This is a genomic window from Undibacterium sp. RTI2.2 (assembly GCF_035018705.1).
Classification (GTDB): domain Bacteria; phylum Pseudomonadota; class Gammaproteobacteria; order Burkholderiales; family Burkholderiaceae_D; genus Undibacterium.
Genome location: NZ_JASJXN010000033.1, coordinates 1 through 17,618, shown reverse-complemented (window position 1 = coordinate 17,618; position 17,618 = coordinate 1). Strand labels below are relative to the sequence as shown.

Here is a 17,618-nt window from a genome sequence, read left to right as displayed (position 1 = left end):
GATGGCAACTTCCACAACTGCGAGAGTATAAGGCGTAAAGCCGCGGTATATCAAGCGGAATGCGGTTCAAATCGCCAATATTAAGCGCAAATTGAGCCTAGATTACGACACTTAAAATTTGCTATTTTCGGTAAATTTATAAAATATTTTCGCTACACCAAATTACTTTTTGGGAAAATCCAATCGAATGATGGATTCTCCTGATGCTAATTTTTTGGGTATTGGCCGGAATGCATGGCCATATACCACCTCAAATGTCAGCGGAATTCTGCCATCGGCACCGCGCATCTGCAGTAATGCGTCGCACAGACGACGATAATCATGTTTGCCCAACAAGCCCTGGCGCCGTGTAAGAAGAGGATTGCCGCCCAAGGCGCGCACATCGGCAAACAGTTTTTCGACATCGCTGTAAGTCAGAGTGATTTTTTCCATATCCATCACTGGTGTAGAAAAACCAGCATTCACCAGCATATCGCCAAAATCATGCATGTCGACAAAAGGCAAGGTATGCGGCAATCCGTCAATTTTTGCAAAGGCCTGACGCAATTCGATCAGACTATCTGGCCCAAAACAAGAAAACATCAATAAACCTTCGGTACGCAACACCCGTCGCCATTCAGCAAAGACCAAATCGGGTTGCGGATGCCAATGCAGAGCAAGATTCGACCAGACCAGATCGACGGTATTCGCCGCTACCGGCAAACGGGCAAAATCGGCGCAGAGCAAGCTCGCACGGGAACTTGAGCGCAAACCCGCAGGCAACAAATTGGCAAACAGGCGACTAACCGCACTCTGTGCTGCAACTTGTTTGTCAGCCGCCGCCTTTAACATCGGCAGCGATGCGTCAATCCCCAATAAATGCGCTTGCGGAAACAAACTCTGCATATGAATCAGATCGATTGCCTCACCACAACCAGCATCCAAAAGACGTTCTGGCTGTATTTTTACCAGCTCTAATTTTTCCCGCATACGGCTAGCGATTTCGCGACGCAAAAATTCTGATCCCGCCAGTTTTTTGGGATCGGCAAACAAACGACGAACACGACTTAAATCAATGGGGGCGCTGAGCATGGCAATCAGTGTGAGGGGGTGCGATAATGCGCAGAGTTTACACGCTTGTCATTCAATTCGCCGCATGCCATCTATGCATTTCGCCAAAATAGCGACCACCATCAGCACACAGCTCGCAAAAACTGTCCAGTTTTTGCCGTCCTCGTGCGCGTTATGCGGCCTGCATCTGTCAAACAAGTCTGCAAGAAAATCTGAATTGATCTGTACCGATTGTTATGAGGATTTTTTCACTGCAAGCGTATCGCGTTGCAGCCAATGCGCGCTGCCGCTACTAACATCATTATTAACACCGCTACCGACATCATCAGATCAAATAGAGCAAAGCACGCAGACGGCTGCAATCGAAAAAACACCGTCTGGTGCAGTGCGCTGCGGCGAATGCATCGCAAACCCACCCAGCTTTGATCACACTGTCGTCGCCTGCAATTACGTAGCGCCCGTAGATCAATTAGCCCTGGCGCTCAAATTTGCACACCAGCTCATGTTAGCGCCGCTATTATCCGACTTGCTACGCGACGCGATTGTTCAAGATGCTAAAGGCGATTTACCTGATCTGCTGGCAGCGGTGCCGCTAGGCCAGCAAAGATTGATTGAGCGTGGCTTTAATCAGGCAGTTGAAATTGGCAAACCTTTATCTCGTCAGCTTGGCATTCCATTTTTACCCGACTTGCTGGAACGCACCCGCAACACTGCCCAACAAAGTAGCCTGCACCCTGATGAGAGACAAAAAAACGTCCGTAACGCCTTCATCCCGAACGAGCTATTGATCGAACAAATTTACGGTAAGCATATCGGCATCGTCGATGACGTCATGACCACCGGCACCACGCTGCATGAAATCGCTACTGTGTTAAAACGTTTTGGCGTACGTAGAATCAGCAATTATGTTTTTGCCCGAACCCTGCCCCACTAATACACTAACAAAACTAACATATTTATAGCGGCACAAAAAGCGCTGCTGAAAGGAAATCACCTTGTTCCACGTCGTTCTGGTCGAACCCGAAATCCCGCCGAATACCGGCAATATTATCCGTCTATGCGCCAATACAGGTGTGCAGTTGCACTTGATTGAACCTCTCGGCTTTCCGCTGGATGACAGCAAGATGAAGCGGGCTGGTCTGGATTATCACGACTACGCCACGATGAAAGTACATAAAAACTACGCCGCGTTTTTAGAGCAAGAGCAACCCGATCTGACGCGTATGTTTGCGATGACGACGCATGGCTCCTCCACCTTTGCCTCCGTACAGTTTCAGCCAGGTGATTATTTTGTATTTGGCGCAGAGACACGCGGATTAGCGCCCGAGCTACGCGCCTCCTTCCCGAGCGAGCAAAGAATACGGCTACCGATGCGCCCCGACAACCGTAGTCTCAATCTGTCCAACACGGTCGCCATCGTGGTGTATGAGGCATGGCGTCAAAACGGTTTTGCAGGCGGAGCCTGATCATCCAAATCCTGTCTAAAGATGCAGGAAATCATATACTCCCCACCATTTTTCACTAAATTGGCTGATTGTCCATACTTTATATGGACAACAAATAATACTGCATAGGAGTATGTATTTCTTGCCGGTACAGTTCAGCCTGAGAAATAGACGCTAAATTGCAAACAACGCGCTTTGTTTGATGCGATATATAACCTCATAGAAAGCAGTTTTCTTTTTTCAGCGGATATTAAAACGAGCAATGACGGAACGCATTAGTCAGTTTGGACCAGATCAAATAAGCTGCAACAAGTTAGATAGTTTTGAATAAACATCGCCCAAGCCAAAGCAAGATTCAAGCTGAGGCGGGCATCCCAACTATCTCTGCTAGTTTTGGCAAACTGCAACAACAAATCGTTTGAGTTGAAAAAGTATGTCTATTTACCAAGCGACGCGTTAATATTTATGCGGCAAGATCAGACCGCGACCCTTGAGCGTACTGAAGCATGATGGCGAAACACCAATGAGCACGACCGGACAGCAACCAATAAGGCGCCACAATTGAAAAATGTCGGTACATGGACTTGGAATGAAGAAGCGGAAGAATTCGTCTGGTCACCGCAGATGTGCGCGATCATGGGCCGCGATCCCGGCAAAGCACGGCTCTCCAAGGCTGAGGCTAAAAGTTTCTATCCCAGCGATATCTGGCAGCAATTGCAAGATGCCTTGCACAACACCGTGCGCCACGGCACGCCGTTCGAAATCGAATACCAACTGACCAGCGCCAAAGGCGAAATTCAGTGGTTACAACAGCGCGGCATTCTAAATACAGACAAACAACTTAGCAACGCCGCTGCGATCAAACATGCCAGTACGGTACGCGGCATGGTGGAAGACATCAGTACTACCAAACAGGTCAATCAACGCTTTCAAAATTCGAATCATGATCTGATGAATCTGATTGACGCCTTGCCTGTCTGTATCTCATATATCGACAAAGAGTATCGCTACCAGTTCGCCAATAAAACTTATGAGCGATGGTTTGGCTACGATAAAACCGAAGTGATTGGTCTGAAGGTGTCGGTCGTCGTCGGTGAGCAGGCATTTGAAAAATCACTCCCTCATCTTAGTCGCGCGCTCACCGGTGAATTTGTCTCTTTTGAAACGTATATGAAATACGTCACCGGCAATGACCGCTGGGTGACGATAGAACTCTACCCAGACATGGATATTGATGGCGTACGCGGTGTGTACGCTTTTGTGCAGGATATTTCTCAGCAAAAGAAAAGCGAAGAACAGTACAAGCAAAATGAAGAGCTATGGAAAATGGCGCTGGAAGTTTCAGGCGACGGGGTCTGGGATTGGTACCCGCAAACCGGGGTAGAGATACTCTCGCCAAGACTGAAAGAAATCTACGGCTACGGCGGCACCGACATTAATGACTTATCGGAAGAGCTAGACAAGCGCACTCACCCCGAAGATCTGGCACAAATGTACGCCGACCGTCAGGCGCATTTTGATGGCCTCACGCCGATTTATTTGAACGAACATCGGGTGCAATGCAAGGACGGTACCTGGAAGTGGATATTGACCCGCGGTACCGTCATACAACGTAATGCCCAAGGTTTGCCAGTACGCGTAATCGGTACCCATACCGATATCTCAGAACGTAAAAATGCAGAAACCGCCTTGCAGGAAAGTGCCGAACGTCTGCGCATGGCGCTGCTGGCAAATCATCAAGGTTTGTACGATCTGAATGTGCAAACCGGTGTCACCATCGTCAACGAAGAATATGCCAATATGCTTGGCTATACCGTTGCAGAAATGAATGAAACCAGCAACGCCTGGTTCGCTCGTCTGCATCCCGATGACGTAGATAAAGCAAGTACTATTTACCAGGATTATCTAGCCGGAAAAATCCCCGAATATCGCGTTGAAATTCGTCAAAAAACTCGCACTGGTGAATGGCGCTGGCTGCAATCCATCGGTACCATCGTAGAGCGTGATCATGACGGAAAGCCACTGCGCATGGTAGGTACGCACCTAGACATTACCGAGCGTAAAAATGCCGAGGCCATGATCTGGCAGCAAGCCAATATCGATACGCTGACCGGGTTGCCAAACCGCCGCATGTTTTATGACCGGCTTGAGCAAGATATCAAGAAAAGTAAGCGTAATGGCCGCTCACTAGCCGTACTATTTATTGATCTGGATCACTTCAAAGAAGTGAACGATACGCTAGGCCATTCTGTCGGCGATATCCTGCTGGTAGAAGCTGCCAAACGGCTGCTCACTTGCGTCAGAGAATCCGACACAGTCGCCCGATTAGGAGGCGATGAATTTACTGTTTCGCTTCCAGATCAACATAACCCGGAAGACGTAGAGCAGATCGCACAAAGCATTATCAAAAAAATGTCTAGCTCTTTTCAACTGGCGAACGAAGAAGTGTTTTTATCGGCCAGTATTGGCATTACCTTGTATCCAGATGATGCCGTCAGCCTAGACGACTTATTGAAGAACGCCGATCAGGCAATGTATGCAGCAAAGAATGCCGGTCGCAATCGTTTTAATTACTTTACACCCAGTCTGCAAGTTGCAGCATTGGCGCGACTGCGGTTGGGTAGCGATTTACGCATCGCCATCGCAGAGCAGCAACTCTCCGTGTATTTCCAACCAATTATTGACTTAAACACTGGGATCATCCAAAAAGCGGAAGCCTTAATACGCTGGCAGCACCCACAACGAGGCTTTATCAGCCCGCTGGAATTCATCGCCATTGCTGAGACCAGTGACTTGATTTTTGATATTGGCGAGACTGTTTTTAAAGCCTCAGTACGTTGGCTGCAACGCTGGAGAAACCTATATCCGGCGCAGAAGAATTTTCAAATCAGCATTAATCAATCACCGGTAGAATTCCAACGCGACGGTTCTCGTTATGCGAACTGGATTAATCATTTGCATGAAGCAGAGTTGCCCGGCCAGGCAATTACTATCGAAATTACTGAAGGCTTGCTATTGGACGCCAGCACCCTCGTCAGCGATAAGTTATTACAGTTCCGCGATGCAGGGATGCAAGTTGCGTTGGATGATTTTGGAACTGGTTATTCTTCGCTATCGTATCTAAAAAAATTCGACATCGATTACCTCAAAATTGATCAATCCTTTGTCCGTAACATGACACCAGGATCAAGCGATAGCGCCTTGGCAGAAGCTATTATTGTCATGGCACACAAGCTAGGATTAAAAGTGATTGCAGAAGGTGTAGAAACCGAAGAGCAGCGTGACTTATTAAAGCAAGCCGGATGTGATTTTGCGCAAGGCTATTTGTTTTCCAGACCGATACCGCCGGAGGATTTTGAGCGGCTACTGGCGGGTTGAAGTTTAAACCCAGATTGTCCATTAGACCGCTACCACTTCGCAGCAACGCAAATGGCATGTGCCGCGCAGAGCAATAACGCCACCGCGATTTAAGTGCGAGCGCTGCAACACAACTTGAATCGTCTTGCGCAGGTTCTATTTATTTTTGTGAGCGCACTCGCGCTAATAATTGGCTGGTAGAACGATCATGTTCAAATTCAATGGCAGCAACCTGACCACCATAGGCTAATACTGCCTGGCCTTCGGGGATGGCACTCATATCGTAATCGCCGCCTTTAACGTAGATGTCCGGGTGCGCCAGTTGCACCGCCTGCAAGGCAGTGTCGTCATCAAAATCCACGACCAGGCTGACCGCTTCCAACGCGGCTAATACCGCCATTCTGTCCTGAGATTGATTGACCGGCCTGTCATCGCCCTTGCCTAAGCGTCTGACCGATGCATCTGTGTTGACCGCCACCACCAAAGAACCACCTAACATGCGTGCTTGCGCCAGATAAGTGACGTGACCACGATGCAAAATATCAAATACACCGTTGGTCATTACGACCGGTTTTGGCAAGGCGGCGACGCGTTGTTGCAGATCAGCGAAGCTGGTGATTTTGTTCTCGAAATAGTCCATTTATTTTGCTATCGATTCAATCCATCGGCCAATGTCAGTACGCAGAATGCTGATAAAAACGGATACCGGATAAGACTCCTGGTGCCAGATAATTTTCACGATTCCTGCAAACAACTGTCAATATACTCCCAGTATGTATATTTTAATCGTCCATATAAAAACTGGACAATAAGGCATTTTTTATAAAAATAATGGGGAGTATATTAAATATTTATAAAAAATAGCCGCAAAAAAATGCAGCTATTTTTAGTAAAACCAAATCAGATTCACGACCAGCCGAGGCTAGCCATCAATCTTAAACAGCGCCTGGCACCACGCCAGCCGCCAGCACCGCATTGTCACTCGCAGCCAACCTTTGTGACACTTCCTTACGATAGCGATTCAAATCTTGTACCGACTCAAAAGTACGCTCAAACAGTAGCGACATATTATGCAAAATACGTTCTATGACTTTCTTTTCCCACACGATATCAAAATTAATTTGCCCGTCTAACCAACGCTCCAGCCAATCAGGATCTGGCAAGCGGCTTTGTATGGTGTCATTAGGAAACAGCGATTGATTGACATGCAAATTGGTCGGATGCAAAGGCTTTTCCGTGCGGCGGGCTGATGCCATCAAGACGCCGATCTTGGCGAAAGCTGCACGCGCAGTATCGCCTGCTTCGCCCAAGGCTTTTTTCATATAGCGCAAATAGGCGCCGCCATGCCGTGCTTCATCCTGGCTAATGATTTTATAAATTTGTTTAATGACGGGTTCGGTGTGCCAGTCGGAGGCACAACGATACCAATGGTTTAAGCGAATCTCGCCGCAAAAATGCAGCATCAGGGTTTCTAGCGGTGGGGCAGGATCAAATTCAAAGCGAACTTTATCCAGCTCTTCCTCGGTTGGTACCAATTCCGGGTGGAAGCGACGCAGATACTCCATCAGGACCAAAGAATGCTTTTGCTCTTCAAAAAACCAGATGGACATAAAAGCGCAAAAATCGCTGTCGCCCCGGTTATCACGCAAAAACATTTCTGTGGCAGGCAATGCAGACCATTCGGTAATCGCGTTCATTTTGATGGTTTGCGCCTGTTCCAACGTCAACTTAGAAGCATCGTACTGATCCCACTTGATGTCGGTATCCATGTTCCAGCGGACTTGCTCTAAGGATTTAAACAGTTCTGGGTAAAGCATAATGACCCTTACAAAGTTACAGCAAAAATAAAAATATTTACTCGATTTTACCAGACAGATATGACTGCTTCACGACAAATAAAAATCGAAAGCGGGACATTCCTCAGATGAGCAAATCAGGATTTATCCACAAAAACATACTCTGAGATGGTGCAAATTCTGGGTCTACTTTCTGTTCATGTTGGGGTATGACAGAATTTTTCAACTTAATATAAGATACGCAAACCAAGTCAAATTGGATGTCATCGTAATCAAGGAGCATGTATGTCTTATTCTCACAAAATCAGCGGCGCATTATTATTCAGCTTGGTTGCTGGCATTTCTAGCGTTGCAATCCCGGATACTGCACTGGCAGACACTACCGCAAGTTGCCCTGCCGTGTTACACCATACGTTTAACCGCTTACAAGACGATGCGCCACAAGATCTTTGTCAGTACGCCGGCAAAGTGACTCTGGTTGTGAATACTGCCAGCTACTGCGGCTTTACCAGCCAATATCAAGGCTTGGAAGCGTTACACGCCAAATATAATCCTAAAGGCTTGGTTGTGCTCGGCTTTCCATCCAATGATTTTGGTCAGCAAGAACCAGGTAACAGCAAGGAAATCGCCGATTTTTGCTTTAATACCTACGGCGTGAAATTCCCGATGTTCTCTAAATCATCGGTCAAAGGAAAAGACGTCAATCCCTTGCATGCAGAATTAATCAAGGCAACCGGCACCACACCAAAATGGAATTTTTATAAATATCTGATCGATCGCAAAGGCAATGTCGTAGCGGCTTACTCCAGCGTGACTACGCCAGACGATAAAAAATTGGTCGCAGATATCGAAAAAGCGTTGGCGCAATAAGCTTAATTGCGGGTCGCAAAGTAAATAATCAGGGGCAAAACTATAAAGAACGGGTCATAGCAAAGATCGGTCAGTAATTAATGTATCGTTGTAAATATGGGTGCGCTAGAGCGTGCCCATTTTTATACGTGGAAATTAAACATAAAGATTCAGCAATCCGATCAGCGAATCAAAGATTGTCTTTGTGTAGGTAAATCATTGGAATTGAATCCGTTTACTCAAGTCATGCGTAAAAGACAGTAGAAGCAAAGTAACTTTGCAATTATATTAATAGACTACTACCTTCCTTGTTTGAATATGATGAAAATTGCAGTCATCGGTTCCGGCATCTCCGGCCTCTCTTGCGCTTATCGCTTATCCCAGGCGCAACATCACGTTAGCTTGTTTGAAGCCAATGATTATTTTGGTGGACACACGCACACCGTAGATGTGACCCTAGACGGCTGCACTTATGGTGTCGATACAGGGTTTTTAGTGTTTAACCACAAAACCTATCCCAATCTAGTCCAGCTATTTAAAGAACTTCAGATAGAAACCGTCGCTACCGACATGTCATTTTCGGTAAAAATGCCCATCGGCAAGCGGATGATGGAATGGGCGGGCGCCAATCTTGATACTGTTTTCGCACAACGTCGCAATTTGTTAAGCCCCGGCTTTTTGCGCATGCTAAGAGACATCTTACGTTTTAACAAGCAAACTACGGCGCTGGCCAATGCGGCGAAAGAAGCGGCAACAGCATCAGCTAACAGTAATAATGATTTTCAGCTTTCGCTCGGCGCTTTTTTAGATAAGCATCACTACAGCGCAGAATTCCGTTCCTGGTATTTACTGCCGATGGCGGCCTGCATCTGGTCTTGCCCTACCGCTGCGATGATGGCCTTTCCTTTGTCGTCGTTTGTACAGTTTTGCCACAATCATGGCTTGTTGCAAGTCAATGACCGACCGCGCTGGCAAACCGTCAAAGGCGGAGCTAAACACTATGTCGATCAAATGCTCAAAGAGCTACCAAATCGTTATCTAAACACGCCTGTTCTGGCGGTCCATCGCACACCCAAAAAGACGGTACAGATCCAGACCAAAGATGGTTTGCAAGAATTTGATCACGTCGTTTTAGCAACTCATAGCGACCAGAGCCTGCGCATGCTGGCAGACGCCTCCACCAATGAGCGGGCCATTTTATCGGCAGTCACTTATGAGCCCAACAGAGCGGTATTGCATACCGACGCCCGCTTTTTACCCGAGCAAAAAAAAGCCTGGTCGGCCTGGAATTACCAAAGTGAGAGCGGTGCCGAACCCAAGGTCTGCGTACATTATCTGATTAATCAATTGCAGCCTTTACCATTCAGTACACCAGTGATCGTGACCTTAAATCCGATCAGCGAACCTGATCCGGCAAAAGTCTTGGCCAGCTTTGATTATGCCCATCCGGTGTTTGATCAAAAGGCCATACAAGCACAAACTCGTTTACACCAAATCCAAGGTCAGGCACACACCTGGTTTGCCGGTGCCTGGACTGGATATGGCTTTCATGAAGATGGCTTGAAATCAGGCTTAGCTGTCGCAGAGCAATTGCTGTCGCAGCATCAGCAACAAACTAGCAAGGCTGCCTGAACCATGGACACCAAGCTACCCGCTACCATCCAACTCTGTATAGGAGAGGTACGGCATCACCGTTTGCGTCCGGCGGCGAATCGTTTTAACTATGGGGTATTTTTTATCCGTGTGCCTTTGCGCTCTATGGAAAATGCAAGTGTCAGCGCAAGCCAAAACGGATGTCGCCTGTTCTCACGCAATCGCTTTAATCTGATGTCGTTCTACGATAAGGATCATGGCGATGGGCAGCAAGCCTTGTTAGCGTGGATTGATCACTTACTCGCTTCAGAAAACATCACTGATGCAAGGGGCGAAATCTGGCTACAAAGTTTTCCAAGGGTATTAGGTTATGTATTTAACCCAGTCTCATTCTGGTTTTGCCATCGCGAAGATGGCGAATTGCGTGCCATCGTGTGTGAGGTACGCAATACCTTTGGCGAAAAACATATTTACTTGCTAGATACTGGTACTGCACAAAAATATGGCCAGGAATTAAGCGCAAAAAAAATCTTCCATGTCTCCCCTTTTTGCGCGATAGAAGGCAAATACCGTTTTCGCTTTATGCAAGCGACGCGCCAGATCGGTGATGCAATTCGGTTACAGCACGTTGCACGAATTGATTATGACGACGACACCGGACCTTTGTTATTGACCAGTATCGCCGGTGGAGAAAACTCTCTCAGCAACCAACTCGTTGCGTGGGTTTTGCTGCGCTATCCCTTACTTACCTTCGGTATCGTCGCACGCATCCATTTACAAGCGCTTTATCTCTGGATAAAACGTGTTCCATTTTTCTCTAAACCTATTCCCCCTGCCAAAGAGGTAAGCCGATGAGCAGCCTGCATCCAACATTAAACCCAGACCAAGATCAAACTGCAGCGATCAATACAGCAGAGTTTCCAGCAGAGGCAAAATTTGTCCTTAGTCTGCTCAATAAGCTGCAACACGGTAGCCTGACTATCCAATTTCCTGATCAGCAAGTAGCGACTTTTGGCGATGGCAATCATCCAAAAATTCAATTACATATGAAAGATTGGCAGCTCTGCCGCTCGGTCTTAAAATCTGGCGATATCGGTTTTGCAGAAAGCTACATTGCGGGTAATTGGAGTACGCCACAACTACCTGCTTTGATAGAAATGATTTCACGCAATCGTCAGCAGTTAGAGTCCGTGATTTATGGTACGTGGTGGGGTAACTTGCTGTATCGGGTGAAGCATTTTTTAAACCGTAACTCGCGCTCTGGTAGCAAAAAAAATATTCATGCGCACTACGACATCGGCAATGATTTTTATCGCCTGTGGCTTGACCCTTCTATGACGTATTCCAGCGCCTTATTCTCCGGCGATAAAGTGGAAACTTTGCATGATGCTCAACTGGCAAAATACCGCCGCATCTTGCAACAATTAGAAGTCCATCCACAAGATAATATTCTGGAAATTGGCTGCGGCTGGGGCGGTTTTGCAGAGGTTGCAGCAACTGAGGCATTTGCGCATGTCACCGGACTGACGCTATCGACAGAACAACTCCATTTTGCGCAAGAGCGTTTGCAAAAAGCCGGCTTGCATGAAAAAAGTAAATTGCACATCCAGGACTATCGCGATGCTCATGGTAATTATGACGCAATCGCCTCGATTGAAATGTTTGAAGCCGTCGGTGAATCTTACTGGCCAAGCTATTTTGAATGCATCAGCCGCAATCTAAAAAAAGGTGGTCGTGCCTGCGTGCAAAGTATCGTGATTGCCGATGACTTGTTTGACCGTTATCGCAAAGGGACAGACTTTATTCAGCAATACATTTTCCCCGGCGGCATGCTGCCTTCGATACAAATCTTTAAACAATACGCGCAGGAACATGGTCTGGAAGTCGTTGATACTTTTACCTTTGGTCTTGACTACGCCAGAACTTTGCAAGAATGGCGTAGTGCCTTTATGGCCAAGTTAACAGAAATCAGGGCGCAAGGTTTTGACGACGAATTTTTCCGTACATGGGAATTTTATCTGGCCTATTGCGAAGCAGGCTTCCGCGCTCATAGTATTGATGTTGCACAGTTCACTTTGGTGAAAAAATGAGTCGCACGCATCCATCACGCTTACTGCGTGCTTTATTTTTGTTGCTATGCCCACTGCTACTCGCTAGCTCGGTGACCATGACAGCAATGGCAGCAATGGCGGCGGACTCAGAGCACATCAAAAAAGAAATCCCGCAAGCACATGCTTTGGGTAGTGGCACATTTCGCTGGTTCGGAATTGCGGTTTATGATGCTCAGTTGTGGGTTGGCAAAGATGGCTATACACCCGAGGCCAGCGGTAAATTAGGCCAGCAACCGCTAGCCCTGGATTTGACATATGCACGCTCACTGGTGGGCAGCAAAATTGCCGAAGCGAGTATTGAAGAGATTCAGAAGCTAAAATTAGGCACGGCAGATCAGCGCAAAATCTGGCTGGAGCAAATGCGAAAACTGTTTCCTGATGTAAAAGAAGGTAATCACATTACCGGCATTTTTATACCTGCCGAAGCAGCCCGGTTTTACTTAGATGGAAAGTTATTGGGTGAAATTAAAGACGCTGATTTTGCGAATGCTTTTTTTTCCATCTGGTTAGACAAAAAAACAACTGCTCCGGATTTGCGCCAAAAATTGCTGGCTGGCAGTAACGGCTAACATAGCTGATGCAGCTAATGCAGTAATCAAGGCATATCCCAAAGCAACAAAACCGCCTCACTAAGCTTGGTCTATTTTTAATTTATCGAGGATATTCTGATGAACCTATTTTCCCGTTCCGTTATGCAAGGACTCAGTAAATTCAGCCGGCTAGCCATGGGTGTCTCCGTCGCCTTGTTGCTGAGCTCTTGCGCCAGCAGTTTTGAACCCTCCATGTACGCAACAGAAAAGCCAACATTAGAATTGACCCGTTACTTCAACGGTGTGGTTGATGCCTGGGGTATGTTCCAAGATCGCTCAGGAAAAATCGTGAAACGTTTTACCGTCGTCATGCACTGCAACTGGAATGGCGATACCGGCACACTGGATGAAGATTTTGCTTACTCAGACGGTACCAAGCAAAAGCGCGTCTGGACTTTGAAAAAAAACTCTGAAACAACTTTTGTCGGCACCGCAGCCGATGTCGTGGGTGAAGCCAAAGGCGTCATTTCGGGTAATACTTTGCATTGGAATTATGTGCTCGCCTTGCCCGTAGACGGGAAAATTATCAATGTTGATTTTGATGATCTGATGGTACTAATGGACGACAAAATCATGCTGAACCGTGCCCTGATGAGCAAGTATGGCATCGCGCTAGGTAGCGTCACTCTGTCCTTTACTAAACGTGAGAGCAAATGAATCCACGCATAAGCGACTGGCACGGAAAACATGTCTGGGTCATCGGTGCCTCCACTGGCATCGGCGCGGAGACCGCCAAGTTATTACTGCAAAAAGGCGCCAATGTGGCGCTGTCGGCGCGGCAAAAAACTACATTGGAACAAGTAGCCGCAGGTCATAGCGCGGCGATGATTTTGCCTGTCGATATCACCGACCATGCGACCTTGGTTGAGGCACACGCCAACTTAATACAAACATGGGGCAAGATAGATTTAGTCCTGGTAGTAGCAGGCGGTTACAACGCTATGCGGGCTGATGAATTTGATTTGCTTGCAGCGAATAAGCTGATCGATCTTAATCTGCGCGGAGTCTTAAATTGTCTGGATGTCGTCTTGCCGACCTTGCTACGACAAGGGCAAGGCGGGATTGGTATCGTCGGCTCGGTGGCGGGTTTATCGGGTCTGCCCAAAGCACTGATCTATGGACCGACCAAAGCAGCGATTATCAATTTATGTGAATCGCTGTATTTTGATCTACATCCTAAAAATATTGCGGTGTACCTGATCAGCCCCGGCTTTGTCAAAACCCCGCTGACTGCGGATAATGATTTTGAAATGCCTTCATTAATCACGGCAGAAGTTGCCGCGCAAGAGCTGGTGGCTGGCATAGAATTAGGGCAGTTTCATATCCATTTTCCAAAACGCTTTACGAACTGGCTCAGGTTTGCGCGTTTGCTGCCTTATCGCTGGTATTTTGCGTTGATCCATAAAACGACCGGACTATGAACGAGAACTCTTTTTCTGACGTTGACACTCTTACCGCGACTAAGGTAGCGGATAAGTTAGCGAATAAGGTAGTCACCTACGAAGAGGCGTTGAAAAAACTCATCGTTTTTTTTGAGACGCTCACACCCGATAGCAGCCAGCAAATCAGCGCGATTTATGCTGAAAAAGCTTACTTCAAAGATCCATTTAATGAAGTACAAGATGTGGCCGCTATTATCAAAATTTTTTCTCACATGTTCTCGCAAGTGAACCAGCCGCGGTTTAAAGTCCACACCCATATTTTGCAAGGCAACGAGGCATTTATCAGTTGGGATTTTTTGTTCACGATGAAACGGTTTTCCAGCGAATTACAGCGCATTAAAGGTGCGACTCATTTACGTTTTTTGGAAGACGGTCGCGTTAGTTATCACCGGGATTACTGGGATGCAGCGGAAGAATTATATGAAAAGCTGCCGATACTAGGAAGCCTGATGCGGGCATTAAAACGCGCCGCCAGAAATTGATCTGGACAGAGCCAAAGCAATATACTCCCCCTCATTTTTATAAAATATGCCTTATTGTCCAATGATTATATGGACAATTAAATATACATAGGGGCAGTATATTTTAAACTCTTCTATGACTTATGGCGCATATGCGGCTTTGTCTGGCAATTGATGGCATTTATATCAGCATGGGCTAAGCAGCCATCAAGCTTTATTAAACTTAAGGTGCAGTGCGTTTTTTTGCTGCTACCGTCACCTTTTTTACTGCATTGACTTTGACTGGCGACTGCTTCGCTAATTTATCGACAGTGGCATTAGTCGCTGTGCCGGGTGTAGTTTTGGCAGGGGTTTTAACGACTTTAATTTTCTTCGCTGCGGCTGTGGGTGTTGTTGCCGCTGCTGCAGCTACTACCTTCCCCGGTGCTTTTTTTACTGAGTTTTTAGGTGCGCTCTTGCTTGAAGTAGATGTGGCTTTTTTCGCTGCTTTTTCAGGCGTTGGCTCCTCCGGTTCGCTTGCCATTGCTTTGCTGACTGCTTGCTTAAATTGATCTTGCAGCAGGTTCCACCAGGCTGCCGGGTTGCTAAACCGGGTCGAACTATCAGTACCTGCGGCATCTTCTGCTGTGGCGTGCTGTGCTGGGGTATTGGGTATCGGGTCTGCAAGCGGCGCACTTGCTGGCAAAGGCATGCTGACAACGGGTGGCGGAGTGGGTGTAAATATGGGCGCGGCTTCAGAACTACCTTTGTTATTGCCAGAATCAGCGGGAGGATTAGGCCAGTAGTCACGCGTAGGCTTTACTGCCTCGGGTGAGCTTGAAGGCGCGCTTGCCGCGCTCATGGTATTGGCGAAACTCTCGCTTAAAGAATTGAGTGCCGCAATCGTTGCACGCTGTACTTCTAGTGCTTGTATAGTGCCGCGCAACATGTTCATATTGACTGTCAACCAGGATTCTACGGTTTTCAGATCTTTGATTTTTTTATCTAAGTCATCAATGGACACGGTCGGCGTGACCATACCTGGAATATGCATGCCGCCCCATAGATTTTTGACGAAGGACAAGCTGTCATTCATCGACGCCATACCGGGAATCTCGCTGGTATTAAAAGGGGTAGTCATGGTGGTCTCCTGATGGTGTTGCTATCCGTAGTGCTATCTGTGTTGCTACCTGTAGTGCTATCGTTTTTTGAACATGCGGCGGATATGAATCCATCCAATGGGTCAAATCTACCGAGTCAAATTCAGCAGATCAAATTCAGTTGAACCGACTCATCTTGCATGAGGTCGGCAGTGCCGTCAATCGTGATGGGAAATAGCGCTCAGTTTTAAAGCCATAACCACTGCCTTCATTATCAAACCGCACTGCACCACGCATTGCATCAACATCTAAAGTTCCGCGGCTAGAGTCGCTACGTTTTTGCATCACAGATACATACAGGGGTTGTATCAGTTGATGGTCGCTGGCACGCATGCTGGCATCATGAAAACCGTTTTTAAAGCTGGCACCTTCCAAGGCTTTGGCGACGGCAGCGGCTTCTACACTCCCGGCTTTTTCAATCGCGGTAACGAGCATCCTGATCATCACCTGCATACGCAAATGCACATAGTCATCCCGCGGATCGGGGTAGCGCTGGCGGAAGCTTTGATAAAACGCATCACTCTCAGCACCGCCCACATTGGGATGCCACTCGGCCACCGCACGTACCCGACCAACGCCGGCATCAGCAATCGCGGCTGGTGCGCCTAAAGCATTGGCGTAAAATGTATAAAACTTGATGTCCATGCCCGCCTCTTTCACCGCCTTGATTAACAATGTCAGGTCGTTACCCCAATTGCCAGTGATCACCGTATCGGCACCGCTGGCTTTGATCTTGGCGGCGTAAGGTGCGAAATCTTTGATCTTGCCAATCGGATGCAAGTCTTCTCCCACTATCGTCATATCGGGACGTTTTGCCGCCAGCATGCTGCGCGCAGCGCTTGCTACTTGCCTGCCAAAACTATAATCCTGCCCCACCAGATACACCTTTTTGGCATGCGCATCGTCCCGGATCACATCAGTTAGCACGTTCATCCGCATATCTGCATTGGCATCAAAACGAAAATGCCAAAAGCTACATTTCTCATTCGTCAAACTTGGTTCTACTGCGGAATAATTCAAAAACAAAACCCGGTGCTGCGGCACACGCTGGTTATGCTTATTGATCGCATCCACCAAAGCAAGTGCTACGGCGGAGCTATTACCTTGCACAATAAACGGGATGTCCTGATCGGTAACATGATTTAGCAAGGTCAGGCTATCTTCCACGCCTTGCTTATTATCAAAGGTAGATAAACTCAACGGATGCCTGCCATCCGGCAAACGTACGCCACCATGCGCATTCACCTGCTCTATCGCTAATTGCAAGTTACGCACGACGGCCTCACCTGCATTGCTGAAAGCACCACTCATGCCGTCTATCATGGCAATCCGTATCGGCGCGGCCTGCACTTTGTCCTTCGTCACTGAGGATAATTTAGAAGGTGGACTAGAAGCTGCATTAAAAGCTTTGTCAGAAGACGACAAGGCGGGTTGCGCTATGATGGCGGTTGACAACAGAACGACCAATAAGGCAATCCAGCGAAAAACTTTTTTTGTTCTACACAACATCAACAACCTCATTTTTGATACTTACTCAGAATCATTTCTGCTACCCATATTGCTATCAGCAATAGTGCTTTGCTTACATTTTACACGGCGACAGTCATCGTAAGTCGACGCTAGAACGTTTACCATAGAGCTTGATGTGAGCAAATGAACTAAGATCGTTTTGCTACCTCTATCTTAGGTATGTACCTGAGTTAATAAGTGAGGTTCTTGCAAAACGAAACACCGGAGAGTAATTTTATTGCGAGAAGCGCAAAATAGATGAGAAAGGAGCGGCCA

The 17,618-nt window shown here is 47.2% G+C and carries 16 protein-coding genes; 11 read left to right on the top strand and 5 right to left on the bottom strand.

Translation table 11 applies throughout. The annotated features are described in order from the left end of the window. Positions 1-162: 162 nt before the first annotated feature. Positions 163-1,071, bottom strand: a complete 909-nt coding sequence (locus QN395_RS16050) for a methyltransferase domain-containing protein (protein WP_322120991.1) — start codon at positions 1,069-1,071, stop codon at positions 163-165. On the opposite strand from QN395_RS16050, the gene QN395_RS16045 reads away from it, so the two are divergent. The 3 genes from QN395_RS16045 (at position 1,070) to QN395_RS16035 (ending at position 5,873) form a co-directional block, all read left to right on the top strand. Further along, a complete protein-coding gene (locus QN395_RS16045) occupies positions 1,070-1,984 on the top strand; it encodes a ComF family protein (RefSeq protein ID WP_323492358.1) in 915 nt (304 codons plus the stop codon). The genes QN395_RS16050 and QN395_RS16045 overlap by 2 nt on opposite strands. Positions 1,985-2,045: 61 nt before the next feature. After that, positions 2,046-2,516, top strand: a complete 471-nt coding sequence (trmL, locus tag QN395_RS16040; protein ID WP_322120989.1) for a tRNA (uridine(34)/cytosine(34)/5-carboxymethylaminomethyluridine(34)-2'-O)-methyltransferase TrmL — start codon at positions 2,046-2,048, stop codon at positions 2,514-2,516. A 540-nt stretch (positions 2,517-3,056) separates the two neighbouring features. Then, on the top strand, positions 3,057-5,873 hold the full coding sequence (locus QN395_RS16035; protein ID WP_322120988.1) for an EAL domain-containing protein: 2,817 nt from the start codon (positions 3,057-3,059) through the stop codon (positions 5,871-5,873). Positions 5,874-6,012: 139 nt separating this feature from the next. Here the strand turns inward: QN395_RS16035 and rfaE2 are convergent, their stop codons facing one another. Then, positions 6,013-6,492, bottom strand: coding sequence for a D-glycero-beta-D-manno-heptose 1-phosphate adenylyltransferase (gene rfaE2, locus QN395_RS16030; RefSeq protein WP_322120987.1), 480 nt, complete (start codon positions 6,490-6,492; stop codon positions 6,013-6,015). Positions 6,493-6,787: 295 nt separating this feature from the next. Further along, positions 6,788-7,669, bottom strand: a complete 882-nt coding sequence (locus tag QN395_RS16025) for a ferritin-like domain-containing protein (protein ID WP_322120986.1) — start codon at positions 7,667-7,669, stop codon at positions 6,788-6,790. A 264-nt stretch (positions 7,670-7,933) separates the two neighbouring features. Here QN395_RS16025 and QN395_RS16020 point away from each other — a divergent pair, with 264 nt between their 5' ends. From QN395_RS16020 to QN395_RS15985, 8 genes are all read left to right on the top strand, one after another. Continuing rightward, complete coding sequence (locus QN395_RS16020; RefSeq protein ID WP_322120985.1) at positions 7,934-8,518, top strand: glutathione peroxidase; 585 nt, start codon at positions 7,934-7,936, stop codon at positions 8,516-8,518. A 300-nt stretch (positions 8,519-8,818) separates the two neighbouring features. Further along, entirely contained in the window at positions 8,819-10,129 is a 1,311-nt protein-coding gene (locus QN395_RS16015; protein ID WP_322120984.1) for an NAD(P)/FAD-dependent oxidoreductase, read from the top strand. 3 nt (positions 10,130-10,132) lie between these two features. After that, complete coding sequence (locus QN395_RS16010; RefSeq protein ID WP_323492359.1) at positions 10,133-10,945, top strand: DUF1365 domain-containing protein; 813 nt, start codon at positions 10,133-10,135, stop codon at positions 10,943-10,945. Then, complete coding sequence (locus QN395_RS16005; protein ID WP_323492360.1) at positions 10,942-12,180, top strand: cyclopropane-fatty-acyl-phospholipid synthase family protein; 1,239 nt, start codon at positions 10,942-10,944, stop codon at positions 12,178-12,180. The genes QN395_RS16010 and QN395_RS16005 overlap by 4 nt, the downstream gene beginning before the upstream one ends. Further along, positions 12,177-12,770, top strand: coding sequence for a chalcone isomerase family protein (locus tag QN395_RS16000; protein WP_322120981.1), 594 nt, complete (start codon positions 12,177-12,179; stop codon positions 12,768-12,770). Before QN395_RS16005 ends, QN395_RS16000 begins: the two co-directional genes overlap by 4 nt. Positions 12,771-12,869: 99 nt before the next feature. Continuing rightward, positions 12,870-13,448: a DUF3833 domain-containing protein gene (locus tag QN395_RS15995; RefSeq protein WP_323492361.1), complete on the top strand. Its 579-nt coding sequence runs from the start codon at positions 12,870-12,872 to the stop codon at positions 13,446-13,448. Further along, entirely contained in the window at positions 13,445-14,212 is a 768-nt protein-coding gene (locus QN395_RS15990; protein ID WP_323492362.1) for an SDR family NAD(P)-dependent oxidoreductase, read from the top strand. Before QN395_RS15995 ends, QN395_RS15990 begins: the two co-directional genes overlap by 4 nt. Further along, positions 14,209-14,715, top strand: a complete 507-nt coding sequence (locus tag QN395_RS15985; RefSeq protein WP_322120978.1) for a nuclear transport factor 2 family protein — start codon at positions 14,209-14,211, stop codon at positions 14,713-14,715. The genes QN395_RS15990 and QN395_RS15985 overlap by 4 nt, the downstream gene beginning before the upstream one ends. Before the next feature lie 202 nt (positions 14,716-14,917). On the opposite strand, the gene QN395_RS15980 is transcribed toward QN395_RS15985, so the two are convergent. Beyond that, positions 14,918-15,814 carry a PhaM family polyhydroxyalkanoate granule multifunctional regulatory protein gene (locus QN395_RS15980; protein WP_323492363.1) on the bottom strand — a complete coding sequence of 299 codons (897 nt, stop codon included), beginning with the start codon at positions 15,812-15,814 and terminating at the stop codon, positions 14,918-14,920. A 136-nt stretch (positions 15,815-15,950) separates the two neighbouring features. After that, the gene (locus tag QN395_RS15975) at positions 15,951-17,342 is read right to left on the bottom strand and encodes a branched-chain amino acid ABC transporter substrate-binding protein (protein WP_323492364.1); all 1,392 of its coding nucleotides are present in this window, start codon (positions 17,340-17,342) and stop codon (positions 15,951-15,953) included. Positions 17,343-17,618 lie beyond the last annotated feature (276 nt).

Excerpts from the sequence above, each read along its gene's own strand:
- QN395_RS15990 (WP_323492362.1), top strand. The coding sequence starts at position 13,445 with ATGAATCCACGCATAAGCGACTGGCACGGAAAACATGTCTGGGTCATC.
- rfaE2 (WP_322120987.1), bottom strand. The coding sequence starts at position 6,492 with ATGGACTATTTCGAGAACAAAATCACCAGCTTCGCTGATCTGCAACAA.
- QN395_RS16005 (WP_323492360.1), top strand. The coding sequence starts at position 10,942 with ATGAGCAGCCTGCATCCAACATTAAACCCAGACCAAGATCAAACTGCA.
- QN395_RS16000 (WP_322120981.1), top strand. The coding sequence starts at position 12,177 with ATGAGTCGCACGCATCCATCACGCTTACTGCGTGCTTTATTTTTGTTG.
- QN395_RS15985 (WP_322120978.1), top strand. The coding sequence starts at position 14,209 with ATGAACGAGAACTCTTTTTCTGACGTTGACACTCTTACCGCGACTAAG.
- QN395_RS15980 (WP_323492363.1), bottom strand. The coding sequence starts at position 15,814 with ATGACTACCCCTTTTAATACCAGCGAGATTCCCGGTATGGCGTCGATG.
- QN395_RS15995 (WP_323492361.1), top strand. The coding sequence starts at position 12,870 with ATGAACCTATTTTCCCGTTCCGTTATGCAAGGACTCAGTAAATTCAGC.
- QN395_RS16020 (WP_322120985.1), top strand. The coding sequence starts at position 7,934 with ATGTCTTATTCTCACAAAATCAGCGGCGCATTATTATTCAGCTTGGTT.
- QN395_RS16010 (WP_323492359.1), top strand. The coding sequence starts at position 10,133 with ATGGACACCAAGCTACCCGCTACCATCCAACTCTGTATAGGAGAGGTA.
- QN395_RS16050 (WP_322120991.1), bottom strand. The coding sequence starts at position 1,071 with ATGCTCAGCGCCCCCATTGATTTAAGTCGTGTTCGTCGTTTGTTTGCC.
- QN395_RS16045 (WP_323492358.1), top strand. The coding sequence starts at position 1,070 with ATGGCAATCAGTGTGAGGGGGTGCGATAATGCGCAGAGTTTACACGCT.
- QN395_RS16015 (WP_322120984.1), top strand. The coding sequence starts at position 8,819 with ATGAAAATTGCAGTCATCGGTTCCGGCATCTCCGGCCTCTCTTGCGCT.
- QN395_RS16025 (WP_322120986.1), bottom strand. The coding sequence starts at position 7,669 with ATGCTTTACCCAGAACTGTTTAAATCCTTAGAGCAAGTCCGCTGGAAC.
- QN395_RS15975 (WP_323492364.1), bottom strand. The coding sequence starts at position 17,342 with ATGTTGTGTAGAACAAAAAAAGTTTTTCGCTGGATTGCCTTATTGGTC.